The following is an 18,686-nucleotide window of genomic DNA, read 5'->3' as shown; positions in this document are numbered from 1 at the left end:
GCACGATGCAGTTTGACCCCGCCCCCTTTGCCGACCCCGTCACCATGGCGGCCCGCTTGGCCCCGGACCTTCCGGTGGCCTGCTTTTGCCCCCGCGCGCTCGGCGCGCAGGCGCGTCGGTTCCGCCGGGGGTTCCCCGGATTGGTCACCTATGCGGTCAAGGCGAACCCAACGCCGGAGGTGCTTGAAACGCTGGTTGCGGCGGGCATCCGGGCGTTTGATGTGGCGTCGGTGGGCGAAATGCGGGCGGTGCGCGCGGCCTGTGCGAAGGCGGTGCTGCACTACCACAACCCCGTGCGTTCCACCGCCGAAATCGCCACCGCGCGCAGCGTTGGCGTTGCCGCATGGTCGGTCGATAGCCTCAGCGAACTGGCCAAGATCGCGCCCGGTCCGGGCGATGAGATTGCGGTGCGGCTGGCGCTGAAAGTGCCGGGCGCGGCGTATGATTTCGGCACGAAGTTCGGCGTCGGCCCTGTTGCGGTTGCAGAGTTGCTGCGCGCGGTGGTGGCAACCGGCGCGCGGCCCTCGATCACCTTTCATCCCGGCACACAATGCGGCAGCGCGCAAACCTGGGGCGTATATATAAAGACCGCCGCCGAGGTGGCGCAGGCGGCGGGCGTGACGCTGCACCGGCTCAATGTTGGCGGTGGCTTTGCCGCGCATCGCGACGGCACCGCACCGGACCTTGAGGCGGTCTTTGCCGAGATTTCGCGCGCAACTTCCGCCGCCTTTGCCACGCCGCCCGCGCTTGTTTGTGAGCCGGGTCGGGCGATGGCGAGCGAGGCGGTCACGCTTGTCACCCGGATCAAGGCGATGCGTGACGACGGCGCGGTGTTCCTTAATGATGGGCTCTACGGCGGGCTGGCCGAGATGCGCGATATGGCGGTGCCGGGCCGCTTTAGCGTGACCGCCCCGGATGGCACGCCGCGCAAGGGCCCCCCGCACGCGCGCCGGGTGTTTGGCCCGACTTGCGATTCGGTCGACAAGCTGCCCGGCGAGGTCGCTCTGCCAAAGGACTGCGCCGAGGGCGACTTTGTGTTTTGGCCGGGGATGGGGGCCTATGGGCTGACGCTCAGCACCGGGTTCAACGGCTATGGTGTGTCACGCATCGTCACGGTGAAATCGCCATTGCCCGTCTCTGGACAGTCCGGCTGAAAAGCCTAGTGTCAGCCCCAAACCACCGACCTGCCCTGCCGGGCAACGGGGCAAGCCACCGACGGAGACGCACATGGATAAATTCGGCAAGAGCCAACCCGTAAAGCGGGTTGAAGATATGCGTTTTCTGACCGGGCAGGGCCGCTATGTCGATAATATCGCGCCGGCCGATGCGCTGCATGGCTTTGTGTTCCGCTCCACGGTGGCCCACGGCGAAATCACAACGCTGGATGTCGAAGAGGCCCGCGCCGCCGAGGGTGTGCATCTGGTTTTAACGCTGGCCGATCTTGAGGCCGCCGGGGTGCGTGTGGGCCTGAGCGGCACGGTGGTGAAAAACATCGACGGCACCAAAGGGGCCAAACCCGAGCGGCCCGTGCTGGCGCGCAATCGGGTGCGGTTTGTCGGTGAAGCGGTGGCGATGATCTTTGCCGAGACCTTGCAACAGGCCAAGGACGCCGCCGAGCTGATCGAGTTTGACTGTGACGATCTGCCGGTGTCGCTGGCGCTCGCCAAAGGCGACCACACGATCCACGACGAGGCCCCCGGCAATATGGCCTATGATTTCGGCATGGGCGATGCCGAGGCGACCGAGGCCGCGATGCAATCGGCGGCGCATGTGGTCAAGCTTCAGATCGAAGACAACCGGGTGATCGTCAATTCGATGGAGCCGCGCGGCTGTTATGCCGAACCCGAAGGCGAACGGCTGCATGTGGCGATCAATGGCCAGGGCGTCTGGGGCTATAAATCCGCGATTTCCGAGGCGCTGGGTCTGGACCCCGAACAGCTGCGGGTGACCAACCCCGATGTCGGCGGCGGCTTTGGCATGAAGGCGATGAACTATCCGGAGTATGTGATCTGTGCCTATGCGGCCCGCGCTTTGGGCCGTCCGGTGCGCTGGATCGGCGACCGCACGGAATCGATGCTCAGCGACAATGCCGGGCGCGATCTGACGACGCTGGCCGAGATGGGTTTTGACGAAAATCACCGCATCACTGCCTATCGTCTGACGACCCAGAACAACCTCGGGGCCTATAACTCCGGCTATGGCCAGCCGATCCAGACCGAGCTGTTTTCCAAGGTTTTGATGGGCGTTTATGATGTGCAGACCGCCTATATGGGCGTGCAGGGTTATTACACCAACACCACGCAGGTTGATGCCTATCGTGGGGCCGGGCGGCCCGAGGCGATCTATGTGCTCGAGCGGATCATGGACCGGGCCGCGCGCGAACTGGGCGTCGATGGCTGGGAGCTTCGGCGCAAGAATTTCATTCCGGTGCCGAAGTTCCCCTATAAAACGGTGACGGGCGAGCTTTACGATGTGGGCGATTTCGACCGGGTGCTGAGCCATGCCGAGCAAAGCTGTGACCTTGCGGGCTATGGCGCGCGCCGTGCGGCGAGTGAAGCGGCGGGAAAATTGCGCGGCATCGGACTTTGTTACTATATCGAAAGTATTTTGGGCGATCCTTCGGAAGGCGCGAAAGTGACTTTTGATGAGGATGGCGGCGTGTCGCTATATGTAGGAACACAATCAAACGGGCAGGGGCATGAAACGGTTTATGCCCAGTTTCTGGCCGATCAAACCGGCATCCCGCCGGAGATGATCCGTGTGGTGCAGGGTGACAGTGACCTGATTGCCAAGGGCGGCGGCACCGGTGGGTCGCGCTCGGTGACGGTGCAGGCAAATGTCACACTCTCCGCCGTGGCCAAAGTGGTTGCCGCATTTACGCCATTTTTGGCAGAGATGATGCGGGTTGAGGAGAGTGCAGTGCGGTTTGATAATGAAACCTTCCGCGCCGAAGGGTCTAATATGACCCCGACCTTGCTGGAAGCCGCCGAAATGGCGCGCCAGGCGGGTCGCGAGGATTTGCTGAGCCATGAGGCGCGCGAGGCGTTGCCGGGCCGGTCTTATCCCAACGGTGCCCATATCGCCGAGGTCGAGGTTGACCCCGAAACCGGCGCTGTGAGCGTTGAAAAATACACAGTGGTCGATGATTTCGGCAATCTGATCAATCCGCTTCTGGCCGAGGGTCAGGTGCATGGCGGTGCCGCGCAAGGCATCGGTCAGGCGATCACAGAGCGGGTGGTTCATGACGAAGACGGCCAGCTGCTCACGGCAACTTTCATGGATTATGCCATGCCACGCGCCGATACTCTTCCTATGATTAAATTCGAAACGGAACCGGTGCCGTCGACAGCCAACCCGATGGGGATGAAAGGCTGCGGCGAGGCGGGAACAGTTGGGGCGATGGCTGCGTTGGGTAATGCCATGCAGGACGCGCTCTGGGACACGGGCGTCAGGCAAGCAGACATGCCGTTCACGCCGCAAAGGGTTTGGAGTATGATTAGGGATGCGTCTCAAGCGACTGCATAAACACGTAACTGGGTGGCTGGCGCGCAAGCTCCGGTTCAAGAAAACCCAAACCGGCCCGCGCCGGGGCCAACGTGTTCATGTGATCCTTTTGGATGGCACCATGTCGTCGCTGCGCGAAGGCAGCGAAACCAACATCGGCCATATCTATAAACTGCTGTGCGACGCGCCCGGCGACCTGTCGATCTATTACGAGCCGGGGGTGCAATTCCCCGATTGGCGCGCCAGTTATGCGGTGATGACGGGCAAAGGCATCAATCGCCAGATCCGCCGCGCTTATGGCTATCTGGCGTCGCGCTATCGGCCCGGTGACAGGATCTTTCTGCTCGGCTATTCCCGCGGTGCCTTCGCCGCGCGCTCGCTCGCGGGCATGATCGACAGGGTCGGCCTCGTGACCGCGCGCAACGCGCTTGAGCGTAATGTGGCCCAGGCCTATCGCCACTACGAAACCGCGCCCGACAGCGATGCGGCCCGGGCCTTTCGCAAGGCCTTCTGCCACGAGAGTTCGCCGATCGAGATGGTTGGCGTGTTTGATACGGTCAAGGCGCTCGGGTTCCGTTTGCCGCTGCTTTGGCGTCTGGCCCCGGACCGGCATGCGTTCCACAATCACCACCTCGGCAACAGTATCCGCCACGGCTATCACGCGCTGGCCTATGACGAGCGTCGCGCAGCCTATGCGCCGGTGCTTTGGGATGTGCCCGAGGATTGGAGCGGCCGGATCGAACAGATGTGGTTCCCCGGGGCCCACGGCGATATCGGTGGCCAGCTTGGCGGGTTCGAAGCCGCGCGCCCGCTTGCCAATATTCCGCTGGTCTGGATGCTGGACAAGGCCGAGGGCTGCGGTCTGGCGCTGCCCGAGAATTGGCGCAGTCGGTATCCCACAGGCGCCAGCGCGCCCTCTGTCGGCACCTGGTCGGGGTGGAGCAAGATGTTCGTGATCCGCGCGCCGCGCCGCCGGATGAAAGACGCGTCTGAACGGCTCCATGCCACTCTGCAAGAGCGGCTCGACCGAGGCACGCAGTTGACGCGGCTGGTGGCGTTTTCCAAAGGGATGACCTCGGCGATGCTGCGGCGGAGCGGATAGGCAAGAGGCAATTCACGAATTGGTGACGGCCCCTTTTCTTTGCTAAAATGTGACTTAAATATCTTTCATGACATGCGAGGACGGAACCCTTGCATGGACAACACTGTCCCTCGTTCCGCACTTAGCGCCCAGTTTTCACTGGGCGCTTTTTTCTTTGTGCAACTGGGATTAGGCTCAGGCGTATGGAACGGAATGACCAAAACCTCCGCAATCTTTTGACCCGCACCAAGATGGTGGCGGTTGTCGGCGTGTCGACGAACCCGGTGCGGCCCAGCTACTTTGTGGCGCGTTACCTTGGGCTTAAGGGATTTAGGGTGATTCCGGTCAACCCCGGCCACGCGGGCAAGACGCTGTTTGGCGAGGTGATCTGGGCGGATCTGTCGGAGGTGCCGAAAGAGGTTGATATGGTCGATGTGTTCCGCCGCTCTGAGGCCGTGCCCGAGATTGCCGAGGCCGCTTTGGCGCATTTGCCGAACCTAAAGACCTTCTGGATGCAAATCGGCGTAGAACACGCCGAGGCGGCGGCGACGCTCGAGGCGCGCGGCGTGGATGTGGTGATGAACCGCTGTCCGAAGATCGAGTATCAACGGCTGTTTGGCGAACTGCGGATGGGCGGTTTTTCCACCGGGATCATATCGTCCAAGCTGTAACGGGGCCTGATCCATTGATGGATCAGTGCCGATCTGTTGACAGATCGGGGTGGCGCGCGCGGATATCAATTACAACACAACGTCGGGCGGCGTGCCTGCAACGCTCCGCTAGTCTTATAGGCTTTGGCGGGCACGCTTCGCACCAACCACCTAAGCCAGCGCGGCGCGGATTGCAGTGTGGAGCGTGGGGTTGGCGGTCAGCGTGCCAGAGCTTTGCGGAACCTCAGTGTTGAACACCAGCGGCGAGCCATCGGCACCGGTCGCCCAGGCCCCCGCCTCTTCGGCAATCAGCGCGCCGGCGGCGATGTCCCAGTGCCACGTCGGGCGCAGGGTTAACATCGCGTCGTAGCGGCCTTGGGCAATCAGCGCCATGCGATAGGCCAGCGAGGGGCGAAACACGCGGTCGACCTCGGGCGGGGCCTGTTTCCAGTGCTGCGGCAGGAAGGTCGGTTTCGGGGCCATCAGGCTGGCGCCCTCAAGCGCCGCGCGCCCGCCGGTGGCAATGGCCGCGCCGTTAAGGGTGGCACCGCGCCCGCGTTCGGCGGCAAAGGTGCGTTCGCGCGCGGGCAGATGGATCACCGCCGCCGTCGGAAGCCCGTTGCGCACGATGGCGATGGAATGCGCCCAAGTGCCGGAGCCTTCGATAAAGCTGCGGGTGCCGTCGATCGGGTCGATGATGAACACATGCTCACAGTCCAGCCGCGCTGTGTCGTCCGGGGTTTCCTCGCTCAGCCAGCCATAACCGGGCCGGGCCGTGCGCAAAATATCGTGCAAGACATCGTTCACGGCGTAATCGGCTTCGGTCACCGGGCCTTGACCGGGCTTGTCCCAGACCTTGGCCGCCGGGCCGGAAAAGCCAAGCGCCACCTCGCCCGCAGCCTTGGCCGCGCGCAGCAACAGCGCCAGATCGGTTTCAACGGTGTCAGGTGCCTGCAAGGATCATGCCTTCGATCAGGATCGAGGGAACCACACGCGACAGATGCGGGCGCGCGTCATTGGCCGGGATCATCCGGCCCAGCATATCGCGGAGGTTTCCGGCGATGGTCACCTCGTTCACCGCATGGGTAATCTCGCCGTTTTCGACCCAAAGACCAGCGGCCCCACGGGAATAATCGCCGGTGTTGGGGTTGATCGTCGAGCCAATCATCGAGGTCACCAGAAGCCCGGTGCCCATGTCAGCAATCAGCTCTGCGCGGCTTTGCTTGCCCTGCGTCAGCTCGATGTTCCAATTCGACGGATGCGGCGGGGCCGAGGTGCCGCGCGCGGCGTTGCCGGTGCTGTCCATCGCCAGTTTGCGCCCGGTGGCAAGGTCTAGCGTCCAGCCGGTCAGCACGCCCTTGTCGACGATGGCGCGCCGGGCGGTGGCCAGCCCTTCGGCATCAAACGCCCGCGAGCCAGAGGCGCGGGGGCGGTGCGGATCTTCGATCAGGCTAAGCGCTTCGGGCAGGATTTGCTGGCCCAGAGAATCGCGCAGGAACGAGGCCCCGCGCGCAATCGCTCCGCCGGAAATCGCCGCCAGCAGGTGCCCGACAAGCGAGGCGGAAATGCGTTCATCAAACAGCACGGGATAGGTGCCGGTCGGTGGTTTGCGCGGGGCAAGCCGTTCGACCGCGCGCTGCCCGGCGGTTTGGCCGATCTCGGTTGCGCTGCGCAGATCGCTGGCAAAGGTGCGGCTGTCGCCGTCGTAATCGCGTTCCATGCCAAGGGCTTCGCCCGCGATGGCGACGCAAGACACCGACGACCCGGTGCGGCGATAGCCGGCGGAAAACCCGTTGGTTGCCGCGATATGCACGTCGCGCGCGGAATAGCTGGCCGAGGCCGCCTGCACCTGGCTGACGCCGTCCACCGCCTGCGCGGCGGCTTCGGCCTCTTGCGCGCGGGATTGCAGCATTGCCGGGTCGGGCTCTGACGCAGGATCGGCCAGTTCCAGTGCAGTGCTGCTGGTATCTCGCGCCAATTGGCTGGCCTCAGCGAGGCCGACATAGGGGTCTTCGGGGGCCTCGCGGGCCATCGCCACGGCGCGTTCGGCCATCGCCGTCAGCGTTTCGGGCCGGGTGTCAGAGGACGAGACATTGGCCTGCCGCTGCCCGATCAACACGCGCAGACCGATATCGGTGCCTTCCGCGCGTTCCGCCTGTTCCAGCGCGCCGGCGCGCACGTCAACATTCAGCGACGTGCCGCGCAGGGCGATGGCGTCGGCACTGTCGGCTCCGGCGGCGCGGGCGGCGGCGAGAAGCGCTTGGGTCAGGTCGTCTAGCTTTTGCGGCATTGCGGTCTCCTTGGTCCGCAGAGGTAGAGCGCCGGGGCAGCGGGTGCAAGGCGCCCCGGCCGTTTCGCGGCTGTGGCGCTACGTTGTCTCGGTGAACTCTGGCCGGCAAGTCACCGGAAAGGCCACCGAGCGGGCGATGAAACAGACCTTGTGGATCTCATGGTGGATTGCCTCGGCCTGCGCCAGATCGGTGCCTTGGGGCACTTCGATCCGCGGCTTTAGTGTCACGCCGATGAAACGCCCGGCCCCGTCCGGTGTGCTTTCGCCGTGGCCCAGCGGCGCGTCAGCATAGGCCTGCACCGCGATCCCGGCGTCGGAAGCCAAATGCAGATACCACAGCATGTGACAGGCCGAGAGCGCGCTCAGCAACAGGTCTTCGGGGTTCATCAACGCAGGATCGCCGCCAAGCATCGGATCATTCGAGCAATGCACCACCGGCTTGCCGGCCGCGGCGATATCCCAGGTGCGGTCATAGGCGCGATACGCGCTGGTGCCGGTGCCGCGATTGCCGGTCCAGATGACGCGGGTGGTGAAATCGTGCTGCTTGGGCATGATGACTTTCGGGTGCTGTGAGAGGCGCAGTAAATGCGCAGCCGGCAGAATTGGCAAGGCTGTGGCCTTTTTACGCGGATAGTTCCCCTTGATTGGCGCCCCGGTCCCGGGCATCTCGGGGTTGAAGCGAACCTGGGCGATGCCCCCGGAACGGGAGACCCGGAATGCCGCAAGCCAGCCTAGACCCACGCAAAGCGCCGCGACAGGCGCGCAGTCGCAAGACCTGTGATGCGATTCTGAAAGCGGCGAGTGATATTCTGGCGCGCGAGGGTCTGCGCGGGCTGAACACCAATCATGTGGCGCGCAAGGCGGGGGTCTCGATTGGCTCGCTCTATCAGTATTACCCCAACAAACAGTCGATCATCGGCGCGCTTGTCCGTGCCCGCCGCATGGCGATGTTGGCCGAGATGGAAGCGGCGGGGCAGAAGACGGGGGATGAGGGGCTCGCCGTGATCTTGCGCGCGATGGTGCAGGTGCGGCTGCGGCACCATTTCCTACGCCCCGACCTGGCCGAAGCCTTGGAGCGCGCCGAGGCGGAACTCCCCACGGATCAGGCGCTGACCCGGCTTAGAACGCAGGTGCAGGCGCAGATCGTGGGGGTGCTGGCCGAGTATTACGTGGATGATCCCGAGACCGTCGCGCGCGATGTTTTGGCGATTGCCGAGGGCATGGCCCATGCCGCCGTTCAGGCCCGCGAGCGCGATCTCGATGCGCTGGCGGGCCGGGTGGACCGGGCGGTGAGCGGCTATCTTGCGGGCGTTGTGCCAAGCGAGTGAGCTGGATTGGGTGTGGTGGCCTCCCCCCTCCTTTGGTGGCCACCACGCCGCCCCGCGACCGCAGATCATCCATGGGATGACGCGGTCCGCCGTGGGGCATCTCTTGTCGCGCTTTGGCGCGGTTCAGGCCTTGAGCAGGTCCGAGAACATCCCGGCGTTGCGGCACTGGTCCGGCGCTGCGGCGGCCACACCGGTTTGCGTGTCCAGCCAATGCGCACAACCGTCGGGGTTGGTGCAATTGGTGCACGACAGCACCGCATCGGCAATCTCGGCGCTGGAGATTTTCCCGCGCAACACCTGCTCTTCCATGTCGAGCCCGTGTGCGGTTGCCATCCGGTCCATCAGGGCGGCGTGGCGTTTGATCGTTTGCGGCGCAATCATTGGGGCATCCTTTCCGGGGTCTCTGGTCTTGGGAAAGGTAGCAGGCGCATTGGCGGCCTTCTTTGACCTAGGTCAAATGGCTCAGGCGCGGTGGAATTCTTCGATAAAAGCGTTGACGCAATCCTGCACCCGGCGAAACCGGTCGCCGCCAAGCTTGGTACCGCCGTACCAGCGGGTGACCACAATGATGTGGTCCTGCAGCCCCTCGCGTTCGAGCATCCGCAGGATCACCAGCCCGGCCCCGCTTTCGCCATCGTCGCCCTTGTGCGGGATGCCATCGCTGCCCAGCATCGCCCAGGTGTTGTGAGTGGCCTTGGCGAAGCGTTTGTTTTTCTTGAGAGATTTGAGGAAGCGGTCAATCTCGGCGCGGCTTTGCGCAGGGCCACCGCTGACCGCGTATTTAGATCCACGGTCGGTCAGAACGGAAACGATTTGCTGCAAGGGTCAGAGCCCGGCCGCCACCCGGCGCACCGTGTCGATGCGCGCGGCATTGGGCGGATGGGTGCCAAGAAAGCGGTTTCCGGGGTCGGGGATGCGGGTGAAAAACGCAGCGCCGCGCACCGGATCAAACCCGGCTTTGGCGGCAATGACGGTGCCCAGCGCATCGGCCTCAAGCTCGTAATCCTTGGTGAAGCTGCGCCGCCCGATGGCCGCGCCAAGCTCGACACCGGCCTCGATCGCCTTGCTGTCGCCGCCTGAAATCGTTGCGGCGGCGGTGCCGAAGATCTGTGATCCGAGGCTGGCATTTTGTTGGGCGCGTTCGATATGGCCGTCGATGTGATGGGCGGCTTCGTGGCCCATGATAAAGGCGAGTTCATCCGCGTTGCGCACTTCGAGAATCAGCGCGAGGTTGAAGGCAAGGATTGGCCGCCCGGCGCGGTCGACGGTGTGAAAGGCATTGGGCGGCTGGCCGTAGCGATCATCGACGACGATCTGAAAATCGCAAGGGCCCTGACGGCGGCGTTTGCGGCATTCGGCCTCGGCCACCGGCTCGACCGTTTCGACAACGGCCACGAACTGGCGCGCGGCGGCGTTTGCGCGGCGCTGGACCTCGGCTTCGCTCAGGTTTTCGCCACCCGTGCGCTGGGGGACGGGCGCCAACCCGGCGCAGGCCGAGAGGAGAAGGGCGGAAAAGAGGAGGATAATTCGCTGCATGTCTGGGGCAACTTAGGCCGGGATGCACGTGGCCGCCAGATGGCAAAAGCGCGAAGGCGAGGAATTGCTTATCGACCCCACGCGCACGGTTGCAAATGCACCGTCACGCGGTAGGCTGGCGTCATGTTCAGCATCGAGCACGAATTTGACGCCACGGTTGTGACACTGGTGGATGAAGGCGACGCCCCGCTTCAGGAAGACGTGGTTGTGAACGGCTTTGCCGAATGCATCACAGTCGAGCAATATGATCCGCGTGAGGACAGAGTGCACAAAATCACCTTTTCAATTTCCCAGATGCGCGATTTGGCCACGGCGATTGATCTGCCCGAAGGGGTTTATCAGCGGGCGGAAAAAGGCGGCTGAGCGCGGTGTTTCCGTCGGGCATCGCTGCGAAAGGTCGAAGTTTGGCGCAGCCGGAACCTTTCAAAGGTTCCGGGACGATTTCCTTTGAAGAAATCGTTTCTGGCGGGGTTTGTTGCTTGGGCTGCGCGTCGGGCCGACAATGCAGTGACACTGAAAGTGGGTTGGGCTTGAATCCGGCGCCATTGCGCGTGACATAGACATGCAACCCCGAGGAGGCCCGCATGCCAGATGCAAACACCGCCGCAATGACCTTTCTGCTTTGCCGCCGCTCGCGCCCGGCCAAGACCCTGCAAGCGCCCGCGCCCGACCGTGCAGGTTTGCAGCCGATCCTGACCGCCGCCCTGCGCACTCCCGATCATGGCAAGCTGGAGCCGTGGCGGCTTATTGTGCTGGAGCGTGCCGCGCTGGACCGGCTTGCGGCGCTCTCGGAAACGCGCGGCGCGGCGCTGGGGCTTGATCCCGACCAGATCGAAAAGACCCGCGGCAGCTATGCCAACAGTCCGCTGGCAGTGGTGGTGGTCGCGGCCCCGGTGACCTCGGAAAAGGTGCCCGAGATCGAGCAGCTTTATTCCGCCGGTGCCGTGTGCCTCGCCTTGCTCAACGCGGCGCTGGCGTCGGGCTGGGGGGCGAACTGGCTGTCGGGCTGGGCCAGCCATGACCGGGAGTTTTTGCAGCAAGGTCTGGGGCTTGCCGGACATGAACAGGTGGCGGGGATCATCCACATCGGCACCGAACGCGCCGCGCCGCCAGAACGCCCGCGCCCGGACCTCGACACAATCACCACTTGGATGACATCATGATCTTTGCCTCATTCCTCAAGGCGCTGTCGCAACTCAGCGATCCGCGATTCCGCAAGGTGCTCTGGATGGGGATCGGGCTGACCCTGGCGCTTCTGTTCGGGGCTTACGCCGGGCTGCTGTGGCTGATCCAGTGGTTGACCGGAGACACCACGACCCTGCCAATGGTGGGCGAGGTGACATGGGTCGGCGATCTGCTCGGCTTCGGGTCACTGCTGTTCATGCTGCTGCTGTCGGCGTTTTTGATGATTCCGGTGGCCTCGGCCATCACCTCTATGTTCCTTGACGAGGTGGCGCAGGCGGTCGAGGACCGGCATTATCCGCATTTGCCCCCCGCGCAGTCGGTGCCGTTCAACGAGGCGCTGCGCGATACGTTGAGCTTTCTCGGCGTGCTGGTGGCGGCCAACCTGCTGGCGTTTATCCTTTATGCACTGATGCCGCCGGCGGCGCCGTTTATCTTTTGGGGGATGAACGGGTTCTTGCTGGGGCGCGAGTATTTCACCCTCGCAGCCATGCGGCGGATCGGGCGGCAGGGGGCCAAAGACCTGCGTCGCAAGCACATGGGCACAATCTGGATCGCTGGGGTGCTGATGGCGATGCCGCTGTCATTCCCGTTGATAAACCTGCTGATCCCCATCCTTGGGGCCGCCACCTTTACCCACATCTATCACGTTCTGTCCAAACGCTGAGGGAGCCTGATCCATCAATGGATCAGTCCCGATCTGTTGACAGATCGGTTAGCCCTCCGCCTGTGGCGACATCCGCTGAAACATCCAGCCGTCGATGTCGCGCACGGTGATCACCTCCAACGTGATCACAGCAAACAGCACCGCCCAAAGCCCGCCTGCGATCATTGAGGTGATCCAGGCCTTACGCTTGAGGTTGTGGACTTGGGGCGCGCCGGCGTGGGTGCCTTCGAGCACCTCTCCGACATCGCCTTGGGTCTGGATGCGAAACGGGATGACCACCAGAAAGGTCAGAAACCAGAGGACGGCGTAAAGCACGATTGCAGAGGTTATGGCCATGTGTCTTTCCTGCGTAATGTGGTGCGGCGTGCCCGCCTAAACCTGTTCAAGCTCAACAAGGCAGCCGTTGAAATCCTTCGGGTGAAGGAACAGCACCGGTTTGCCATGTGCGCCGATCTTGGGCTCGCCACTGCCCAGAACACGCGCGCCCTGTTCCAGAAGCTTGTCGCGGGCGGCGAGGATGTCGTCGACCTCGTAACAGATGTGGTGGATGCCCCCCGAGGGGTTCTTGTCGAGGAAACCCTGGATTGGCGAATTCACACCCAAAGGATAAAGCAGCTCGATCTTGGTGTTGGGCAACTCGATAAAAACGACGGTCACGCCGTGATCGGGCTCGTCCTGGGGTTCGCCCACCTTCGCCCCAAGCGTGTCGCGGTATTGGGCGGCGGCGGCGTCAAGGTTGGGCACGGCGATGGCCACGTGGTTCAGACGTCCGATCATGGGGCTGGCTCCTGTCAGCATTGATTGCGCGTCTTATCGCGCGCTGCGGGCACAGGCGCAATCGGACAGGAGCGCGCATTAAGCGATTGGTAACCTCCTTTGTTCAAAGTGGCGGGGGAAGCTTGGAGGGATTGCGATGGACGATCTGGAAAACCTGGACATGGCACCAAAACCATCGGCGGAGCGGCCGCTGCTTGGATTGACTGTGCTGGTGGTGGAAGACAGCCGATTTGCCTGCGAGGCGATGCGTCTGTTGTGTTTGCGCTCTGGGGCGCGCATTCGACGGGCCGATTGCCTTGGCTCGGCGCGGCGGCACTTGCGGGTCTATCGGCCCTCTGCGGTGATCGTCGATCTTGGCCTGCCCGATGGCTCTGGGGCGGATCTGATTGCGGAGTTGGTCGCAGCCAGCCCGCGCATTCCGGTCATCCTGGGCACCAGTGGCGACGATTTTGCCGAGGATTTGGCGGTGGCTGCGGGGGCGGATGGGTTCCTGCTCAAGCCGATCTCCTCCTTGGTGACCTTCCAGGAAATGATCCTGTCGCTGTTGCCGCCAGACCGGCAACCGCTTGGCCCGCGTCCGATGACAGAGGATGAGGTACAGCCGGATCAGATCGCCTATCAAGACGACATGGCGCATATTGCCGGCATCCTGTGTGACGGGACCGATGGAAAGACCATCGATTATGTCGGGCAGTTTCTAAGCGGTGTCGCGCGTATCGCCCACGACGAAGCCTTGGGAAAGGCGGCGGATATGTTGATTTCGATGCGGCGCGCCGGGAAGCCGACCGGGTCTCAGGCCGCGCGAATTGCCGGGATGGTACAAGAGCGCATGTCGCAGCGTTTGGCGATATAGGCCCGCGAAAGGTGACTCGGGCCTCTGGTCTGGGTCACCGAGCAGCTGGGCGTTCTATCGGCTGGCGAGAGGCGAGGGTGCAGGTCTGATTGGTCGCAATCTTGCGGAACACTGGAAATGGCTCGGCCAAGCAAGCCTTTGACTGAGAGTTGACGGGCAAAAGGCGGGGCGCTTTGAAGGCCGATTTAGGGCGCGGCCCACTGGTGGGGTGAGTCAGGTAGCTTACGGCCAGACGCCTCAAAGGGTTGGATCGTTATTCGCGCGTACCAACCGGGTAAAATCACTCAGGCGTTCTTTCTGAACACCGCTTGCGTCAAAGTTCGACGGCGCAAGCCAAGCAGAGAACGCCTCTTGCAGCGCGGGCCATTCGCTGTCGATGCAAGAAAACCATGCGGAGTCCCGATTGCGCCCCTTCACCACCAGCGCCTGACGGAAAACGCCCTCATAGCTGAACCCAAGGCGTTGCGCCGCGCGGCGCGAGCCAGCGTTAAGCGCGTTGCACTTCCATTCATAGCGGCGATACCCGGCATCGAAGGCCCAGCGCATCATCAGATACATCGCCTCGGTCGCGGCACGGCTGCGGGCCAGCGTAGGAGAGAAGTTGATATGGCCGACTTCGATCGACCCGGCCTCCGGGTTGACCCGCAGGTAGCTGGCCACCCCACCGAATTGCCCGTTCGTCAGATCCTTGACCGCGTAGAACAGCATATCGGGCTTGGCGACAATTTCCCGAACCCAGCGATGATACTGCGCCGCCGAGTGAAACGGACCATACGGCAGGTAATCCCACCGATCCGCGTGCCCCTCATACGCGCGATGCAGCAAAGCCGCATGGCGTTCGGCATCAAGCGGTTCCAGCCGCGCGTACCGGCCTTCCAGCACTTCGCCGGTGGGACACGGAGGCGGGGTCCAGTTCGCCACTTCTTTGCCAACGGGTTGCACCAGCTAAATTCCTCCCTCGCCACGGCTATTTAGCCCAAGATAAGGGATCGCGCGCAAAAGGAAAGAACCAAGGCTGCGCCACCCTATGTGGAACTTAAAGCCCGCGGTGGCGTTGGATCTCCAGTCACAAGGGAGACACATGTCATGAGCGATATCTATTCCACACTCAAAGCGGACCACGATCGCCATCGCGAATTGCTGGAAACCATCGAAAACACCGAAGGCGCATCCGGGGAACGCAAAGCCGCGTGGAAAGAATTTTATCAAGACGTGAAAGCCCACGGTGCCGCGGAAGAAGACATTTTATTCCAAATTGATCTCAAAAACCTGGGGCCAGGATTCCGCGCGTCACTCGGTGCATGAGCATCAGCAGATCGATGACCTTCTCGAAGAGTTGCGTGAAATGGATATGGGGCAGGGCGCGTGGTTGCAGAAGTTCAAAACGCTTCGCCACGACTATGAACACCACATCGACGAAGAAGAAGACGAGGTTTTCTCTCGCGCGAAAGAAGTCATCCCGGCAGAGGAAATCGAAGGATACGGCACCCGTTTTCGCGAGCGCAAGTCGCAGGAAATGAAGATTATCGAAAAAAAGCGCGAAGATTCGCTCGAAGACTGACCTGACCCACAACGCCAGAAAAAAAGGGCATGGCGCGCGGCCATGCCCTTTTTCCGTTTACCGTTTGCGGAAAAACTTGCGCACAAGTTTGTAAACCGCGAAGTATTTTAGCAATTTTTTCATGGGGCAACCCTCCTGTCACCCCAACGCCAAACCACCCCGGAAAGTTGCGTTGTTATTCCTGTGGAATGACGCGCAGCCCCAGTTCCATCATCTGATCCGACGACGGATTCGACGGAGCCTGCATCATCAGATCTTCGGCGCGTTGGTTCATCGGGAACATGATGACCTCGCGGATGTTGTCCTGATCGGCCAGCAGCATGACGATCCGGTCGATGCCCGCAGCACAGCCACCGTGCGGCGGCGCGCCGTAATGGAAGGCGTTGAACAGCGCACCAAAGCGGCTTTTCACCTCGTCTTCACCGTAACCCGCCAGTTCAAAGGCCTTCAGCATGATCTCTGGTTTGTGGTTCCGGATCGCGCCCGACACCAGCTCATAGCCGTTGCAGGCAAGGTCATATTGATAGCCAAGCACGTCGAGCGGATCGCCGTTCAGCGCCTCCATACCGCCTTGCGGCATCGAAAAGGGGTTGTGTTCGAAATCGACTTTGCCGGTTTCCTCATCGCGTTCGTAGATCGGGAAATCGACGATCCAGGCAAAGGCAAACCGGTCAGTTTCGGTCAGGCCAAGCTCGTTGCCGATGGTCACACGCGCCTTGCCGGCAACGGTTTCAAATGCTTTGGGCTTGCCGCCAAGGAAGAACGCCGCATCGCCAACCTCAAGGCCAAGCTGCTGGCGGATCGCCTCGGTACGCTCGGGGCCGATGTTTTTCGCCAGCGGACCGGCGGCTTCCATGCCGTTGCCCTGATCGCGCCAGAAGATATAGCCCATGCCGGGCAGACCCTGCTCTTGGGCGAATTTGTTCATCCGGTCACAGAACTTGCGCGAGCCGCCTTTGGGCGCGGGGATGGCGCGGATTTCGGTGCCGTCCTGCTCAAGCAGCTTGGCAAAGATGGCAAAGCCGGAGCCAGCAAAATGCTCGGACACCACCTGCATCTTGATCGGGTTGCGCAGGTCGGGCTTGTCCGAGCCATACCACAGCGCCGCATCTTTATAAGAAATCTGCGGCCACTCCTGATCGACTTTGCGGCCACCGCCGAATTCCTCAAAAATCCCGGTCAGAACCGGCTGGATGGTGTCGAACACGTCTTGCTGTTCGACAAAGCTCATCTCGAGGTCGAGCTGGTAAAAGTCGGTGGGCGAGCGGTCGGCGCGGGGGTCTTCGTCGCGGAAACAGGGCGCGATCTGGAAGTATTTGTCAAAGCCCGAGACCATGATCAGCTGTTTGAACTGCTGCGGCGCTTGGGGCAGGGCATAGAATTTGCCCGGATGCAGACGCGACGGCACAAGGAAATCGCGCGCGCCTTCGGGCGACGAGGCGGTGATGATCGGGGTCTGGAATTCGCGGAAATCGGCATCCCACATCCGGCGGCGCATCGAGGCCACAACATCCGAACGCATTTTCATGTTGGTCTGCATCGCCTCGCGGCGCAGATCGAGATAGCGGTGCCGCAGGCGGGTTTCCTCGGGGTATTCCTGGTCGCCAAAGACGATCAGCGGCAGTTCATCCGCCGCGCCAAGCACTTCCACATCGCGGATATACACTTCGATCTCGCCGGTGGGCAGCTTGGGGTTGATCAGGCTGTCAGCCCGCGCCTTCACTTCGCCGTCGATGCGGATACACCATTCCGAGCGGACTTTTTCGATGTCCTTGAACACCGGGCTGTCGCTATCGCACAGCACTTGCGTGATGCCATAGGTATCGCGCAGATCAATGAAAAGCACGCCACCGTGGTCGCGGACGCGATGGACCCAGCCGGAAAGACGAACAGTTTGGCCGACATTGGATTTGTTGAGTTCGGCGCAGGTTTGGCTGCGATAGGCGTGCATTTTAAGGCTCCGGTGCGAATAAATCGGTTCGGGCCGATACACCTTGCCTTGCTCTGAAAGTCAAGCAAAGAGGGGCTTGGCGCTCTGCCGCCCCTACGGCCGTTCCTGCCAGAACGGCGCGCGGGTGACGAAAGAGCGCCGGTTGCGTTACATTTCGATGATCGGGGCGATCTCGATTGTGCCGTTGCCATCGTCAAGGATCGGGCAGCCTTTGCCCATCTCTGCCGCCGCTTCAAGGCTATCGGCCTCGATGATGGAATAGCCAGACAGCGGGTTGCTGCCGCCGCCATCGCTTAGCCCGTCGTTGGTCAGGGTCGCGGACATGCCAACCGGGTTGCCGCCATCAACAAGCGCCTCGCCCAGACCTCCCATCCAGGCCCCCCAGGCCGCCATGGCCTTTTTACCGTCTTCTTCCGTGTCCGGCTTGCCGCCGCCGTGATAGGCAAACATGTACATGGGCATAATAGTGACCTCCTATTGATTGGTCGGGTTGAAATTTACGTCGGGAAATGCCGCTCCAGCCGCGCCAGCACAGCCGTCCAGCCGCCTTTGTGCGAGGCAACTGTTTCGGCGTCCTGCAGTCCGGAGTGGTGCAAACAAAAGAGCGTGGCGTCGCCCGCAGGCGTGATGGTAACGCTGACCTGGCTTTCCGGGCCGCGGTTGCCCTCGGTATCATGCCAGGCCCAGGTAAAGGCAACGCGGTGCGGCGGCGCAACCTCTGTCACCTGTCCGCTGATGTTGAAATCATTGCCCTCTTCGCTGCGCATAAAGGCGTGCCAGGGGCCGGTTTGGGTGAAATCAAGCTGGTGGCTCGTGAGCGTCCAGCCATCATGGCCCCACCACAGCACCATGTTTTCGGGCCGGGTGACGAAGTCCCACACCACCTGTTGCGAAGCGTTAAAGCGCCGTTCCAGCGTCAGATCACTCATTGTTTGCGGGTCTCCCTGTTCAGTGCCTGCTCCAGCCGGTCAAGGCTGGGTTCCCAGAACCGGCGGGCTTCATCCGCCCAATTTGCCACCGCCATCAATCCGCCGGGTTCGATGGAATAGAGCCTGCGCTGCGCCACCGCGCGGCGTTTGACCAGCCCGGCCTCGCGCAACACGCCGAGGTGCTGCGACACCGCCGGGGCGGAAATGGCAAACCCGTGCCGCAGCTCCCCCGCCGAAAGCTCGCCTTCGTTCAACAGTCTTTCAACCATTGCAAAGCGCACCGGGTCGGACAGGGCGGCAAAAGTGGCGGGCAAAGCGGACATGAAGCCTCGGGGTTAGGGATGTGCAGATATGATTTACCGATTCCTTAATTAAGT

General features: G+C 62.4%; 24 protein-coding genes. 11 read left to right on the top strand and 13 right to left on the bottom strand.

Features of this window, described 5'->3' with window-relative positions; all coding sequences use genetic code 11:
- The first annotated feature begins 5 nt into the window (after window positions 1–5).
- The 4 genes from ACW9UO_RS09480 (at window position 6) to ACW9UO_RS09465 (ending at window position 5,256) form a co-directional block, all read left to right on the top strand.
- Window positions 6–1,154 (top strand): type III PLP-dependent enzyme, encoded by a 1,149-nt coding sequence (locus ACW9UO_RS09480; RefSeq protein WP_457085578.1) that lies wholly within the window; start codon window positions 6–8, stop codon window positions 1,152–1,154.
- 73 nt (window positions 1,155–1,227) lie between these two features.
- Entirely contained in the window at window positions 1,228–3,525 is a 2,298-nt protein-coding gene (locus tag ACW9UO_RS09475) for a xanthine dehydrogenase family protein molybdopterin-binding subunit (protein WP_457085577.1), read from the top strand.
- Window positions 3,503–4,606, top strand: coding sequence for a DUF2235 domain-containing protein (locus ACW9UO_RS09470; protein WP_457085576.1), 1,104 nt, complete (start codon window positions 3,503–3,505; stop codon window positions 4,604–4,606). The genes ACW9UO_RS09475 and ACW9UO_RS09470 overlap by 23 nt, the downstream gene beginning before the upstream one ends.
- A 182-nt stretch (window positions 4,607–4,788) precedes the next feature.
- On the top strand, window positions 4,789–5,256 hold the full coding sequence (locus ACW9UO_RS09465; RefSeq protein ID WP_457085575.1) for a CoA-binding protein: 468 nt from the start codon (window positions 4,789–4,791) through the stop codon (window positions 5,254–5,256).
- A 150-nt stretch (window positions 5,257–5,406) separates the two neighbouring features.
- Here ACW9UO_RS09465 and ACW9UO_RS09460 read toward each other — a convergent pair whose 3' ends face one another.
- The 3 genes from ACW9UO_RS09460 to ACW9UO_RS09450 all read right to left on the bottom strand — a co-directional run bounded on the left by ACW9UO_RS09460 (window position 5,407) and on the right by ACW9UO_RS09450 (window position 8,077).
- Complete coding sequence (locus tag ACW9UO_RS09460) at window positions 5,407–6,192, bottom strand: inositol monophosphatase family protein (protein WP_457085574.1); 786 nt, start codon at window positions 6,190–6,192, stop codon at window positions 5,407–5,409.
- Complete coding sequence (locus ACW9UO_RS09455; RefSeq protein ID WP_457085573.1) at window positions 6,179–7,525, bottom strand: TldD/PmbA family protein; 1,347 nt, start codon at window positions 7,523–7,525, stop codon at window positions 6,179–6,181. Before ACW9UO_RS09455 ends, ACW9UO_RS09460 begins: the two co-directional genes overlap by 14 nt.
- 78 nt (window positions 7,526–7,603) lie before the next feature.
- On the bottom strand, window positions 7,604–8,077 hold the full coding sequence (locus ACW9UO_RS09450; RefSeq protein ID WP_457085572.1) for an OsmC family protein: 474 nt from the start codon (window positions 8,075–8,077) through the stop codon (window positions 7,604–7,606).
- Window positions 8,078–8,241: 164 nt separating this feature from the next.
- Here ACW9UO_RS09450 and ACW9UO_RS09445 point away from each other — a divergent pair, with 164 nt between their 5' ends.
- A complete protein-coding gene (locus ACW9UO_RS09445; protein WP_457085571.1) occupies window positions 8,242–8,853 on the top strand; it encodes a TetR/AcrR family transcriptional regulator in 612 nt (203 codons plus the stop codon).
- Between the two features lie 123 nt (window positions 8,854–8,976).
- On the opposite strand, the gene ACW9UO_RS09440 is transcribed toward ACW9UO_RS09445, so the two are convergent.
- The 3 genes from ACW9UO_RS09440 to ACW9UO_RS09430 form a co-directional block, all read right to left on the bottom strand.
- Window positions 8,977–9,234, bottom strand: coding sequence for a DUF6455 family protein (locus ACW9UO_RS09440; RefSeq protein ID WP_457085570.1), 258 nt, complete (start codon window positions 9,232–9,234; stop codon window positions 8,977–8,979).
- Between the two features lie 81 nt (window positions 9,235–9,315).
- Window positions 9,316–9,675 carry a YigZ family protein gene (locus tag ACW9UO_RS09435; protein ID WP_457085569.1) on the bottom strand — a complete coding sequence of 120 codons (360 nt, stop codon included), beginning with the start codon at window positions 9,673–9,675 and terminating at the stop codon, window positions 9,316–9,318.
- A 3-nt stretch (window positions 9,676–9,678) separates the two neighbouring features.
- Window positions 9,679–10,389, bottom strand: a complete 711-nt coding sequence (locus tag ACW9UO_RS09430; RefSeq protein ID WP_457085568.1) for a M48 family metallopeptidase — start codon at window positions 10,387–10,389, stop codon at window positions 9,679–9,681.
- A 123-nt stretch (window positions 10,390–10,512) separates the two neighbouring features.
- On the opposite strand from ACW9UO_RS09430, the gene ACW9UO_RS09425 reads away from it, so the two are divergent.
- The 3 genes from ACW9UO_RS09425 to ACW9UO_RS09415 all read left to right on the top strand — a co-directional run bounded on the left by ACW9UO_RS09425 (window position 10,513) and on the right by ACW9UO_RS09415 (window position 12,238).
- Window positions 10,513–10,752, top strand: coding sequence for a hypothetical protein (locus ACW9UO_RS09425; protein WP_457085567.1), 240 nt, complete (start codon window positions 10,513–10,515; stop codon window positions 10,750–10,752).
- Window positions 10,753–10,973: 221 nt separating this feature from the next.
- Window positions 10,974–11,552 (top strand): nitroreductase family protein, encoded by a 579-nt coding sequence (locus tag ACW9UO_RS09420; RefSeq protein WP_457085566.1) that lies wholly within the window; start codon window positions 10,974–10,976, stop codon window positions 11,550–11,552.
- Window positions 11,549–12,238, top strand: a complete 690-nt coding sequence (locus ACW9UO_RS09415) for an EI24 domain-containing protein (protein WP_457085565.1) — start codon at window positions 11,549–11,551, stop codon at window positions 12,236–12,238. The genes ACW9UO_RS09420 and ACW9UO_RS09415 overlap by 4 nt, the downstream gene beginning before the upstream one ends.
- A 48-nt stretch (window positions 12,239–12,286) precedes the next feature.
- On the opposite strand, the gene ACW9UO_RS09410 is transcribed toward ACW9UO_RS09415, so the two are convergent.
- Together ACW9UO_RS09410 and mce are read right to left on the bottom strand one after the other, a co-directional pair.
- Complete coding sequence (locus tag ACW9UO_RS09410) at window positions 12,287–12,574, bottom strand: DUF1467 family protein (RefSeq protein WP_457085564.1); 288 nt, start codon at window positions 12,572–12,574, stop codon at window positions 12,287–12,289.
- Between the two features lie 36 nt (window positions 12,575–12,610).
- A complete protein-coding gene (mce, locus tag ACW9UO_RS09405) occupies window positions 12,611–13,015 on the bottom strand; it encodes a methylmalonyl-CoA epimerase (RefSeq protein ID WP_457085563.1) in 405 nt (134 codons plus the stop codon).
- Window positions 13,016–13,151: 136 nt separating this feature from the next.
- Here mce and ACW9UO_RS09400 point away from each other — a divergent pair, with 136 nt between their 5' ends.
- Entirely contained in the window at window positions 13,152–13,868 is a 717-nt protein-coding gene (locus ACW9UO_RS09400) for a response regulator (protein ID WP_457085562.1), read from the top strand.
- 237 nt (window positions 13,869–14,105) lie between these two features.
- Here the strand turns inward: ACW9UO_RS09400 and ACW9UO_RS09395 are convergent, their stop codons facing one another.
- On the bottom strand, window positions 14,106–14,810 hold the full coding sequence (locus ACW9UO_RS09395; RefSeq protein ID WP_457085561.1) for a GNAT family N-acetyltransferase: 705 nt from the start codon (window positions 14,808–14,810) through the stop codon (window positions 14,106–14,108).
- 144 nt (window positions 14,811–14,954) lie between these two features.
- On the opposite strand from ACW9UO_RS09395, the gene ACW9UO_RS09390 reads away from it, so the two are divergent.
- Both ACW9UO_RS09390 and ACW9UO_RS09385 read left to right on the top strand, forming a co-directional pair.
- A complete protein-coding gene (locus ACW9UO_RS09390; protein WP_457085560.1) occupies window positions 14,955–15,173 on the top strand; it encodes a hemerythrin domain-containing protein in 219 nt (72 codons plus the stop codon).
- Entirely contained in the window at window positions 15,166–15,429 is a 264-nt protein-coding gene (locus ACW9UO_RS09385) for a hemerythrin domain-containing protein (protein ID WP_457085559.1), read from the top strand. The genes ACW9UO_RS09390 and ACW9UO_RS09385 overlap by 8 nt, the downstream gene beginning before the upstream one ends.
- Before the next feature lie 175 nt (window positions 15,430–15,604).
- On the opposite strand, the gene aspS is transcribed toward ACW9UO_RS09385, so the two are convergent.
- The 4 genes from aspS to ACW9UO_RS09365 form a co-directional block, all read right to left on the bottom strand.
- On the bottom strand, window positions 15,605–17,380 hold the full coding sequence (aspS, locus tag ACW9UO_RS09380; protein WP_457085558.1) for an aspartate--tRNA ligase: 1,776 nt from the start codon (window positions 17,378–17,380) through the stop codon (window positions 15,605–15,607).
- Window positions 17,381–17,527: 147 nt separating this feature from the next.
- A complete protein-coding gene (locus ACW9UO_RS09375; protein WP_457085557.1) occupies window positions 17,528–17,842 on the bottom strand; it encodes a YciI family protein in 315 nt (104 codons plus the stop codon).
- Between the two features lie 35 nt (window positions 17,843–17,877).
- Window positions 17,878–18,309 carry an SRPBCC family protein gene (locus tag ACW9UO_RS09370; protein ID WP_457085556.1) on the bottom strand — a complete coding sequence of 144 codons (432 nt, stop codon included), beginning with the start codon at window positions 18,307–18,309 and terminating at the stop codon, window positions 17,878–17,880.
- Window positions 18,306–18,632, bottom strand: a complete 327-nt coding sequence (locus ACW9UO_RS09365) for an ArsR/SmtB family transcription factor (protein ID WP_457085555.1) — start codon at window positions 18,630–18,632, stop codon at window positions 18,306–18,308. Before ACW9UO_RS09365 ends, ACW9UO_RS09370 begins: the two co-directional genes overlap by 4 nt.
- Window positions 18,633–18,686: the final 54 nt, after the last annotated feature.

It is taken from the genome of Marinovum sedimenti, assembly GCF_054052205.1.
This window is presented reverse-complemented; position numbering and strand designations above follow the sequence as displayed.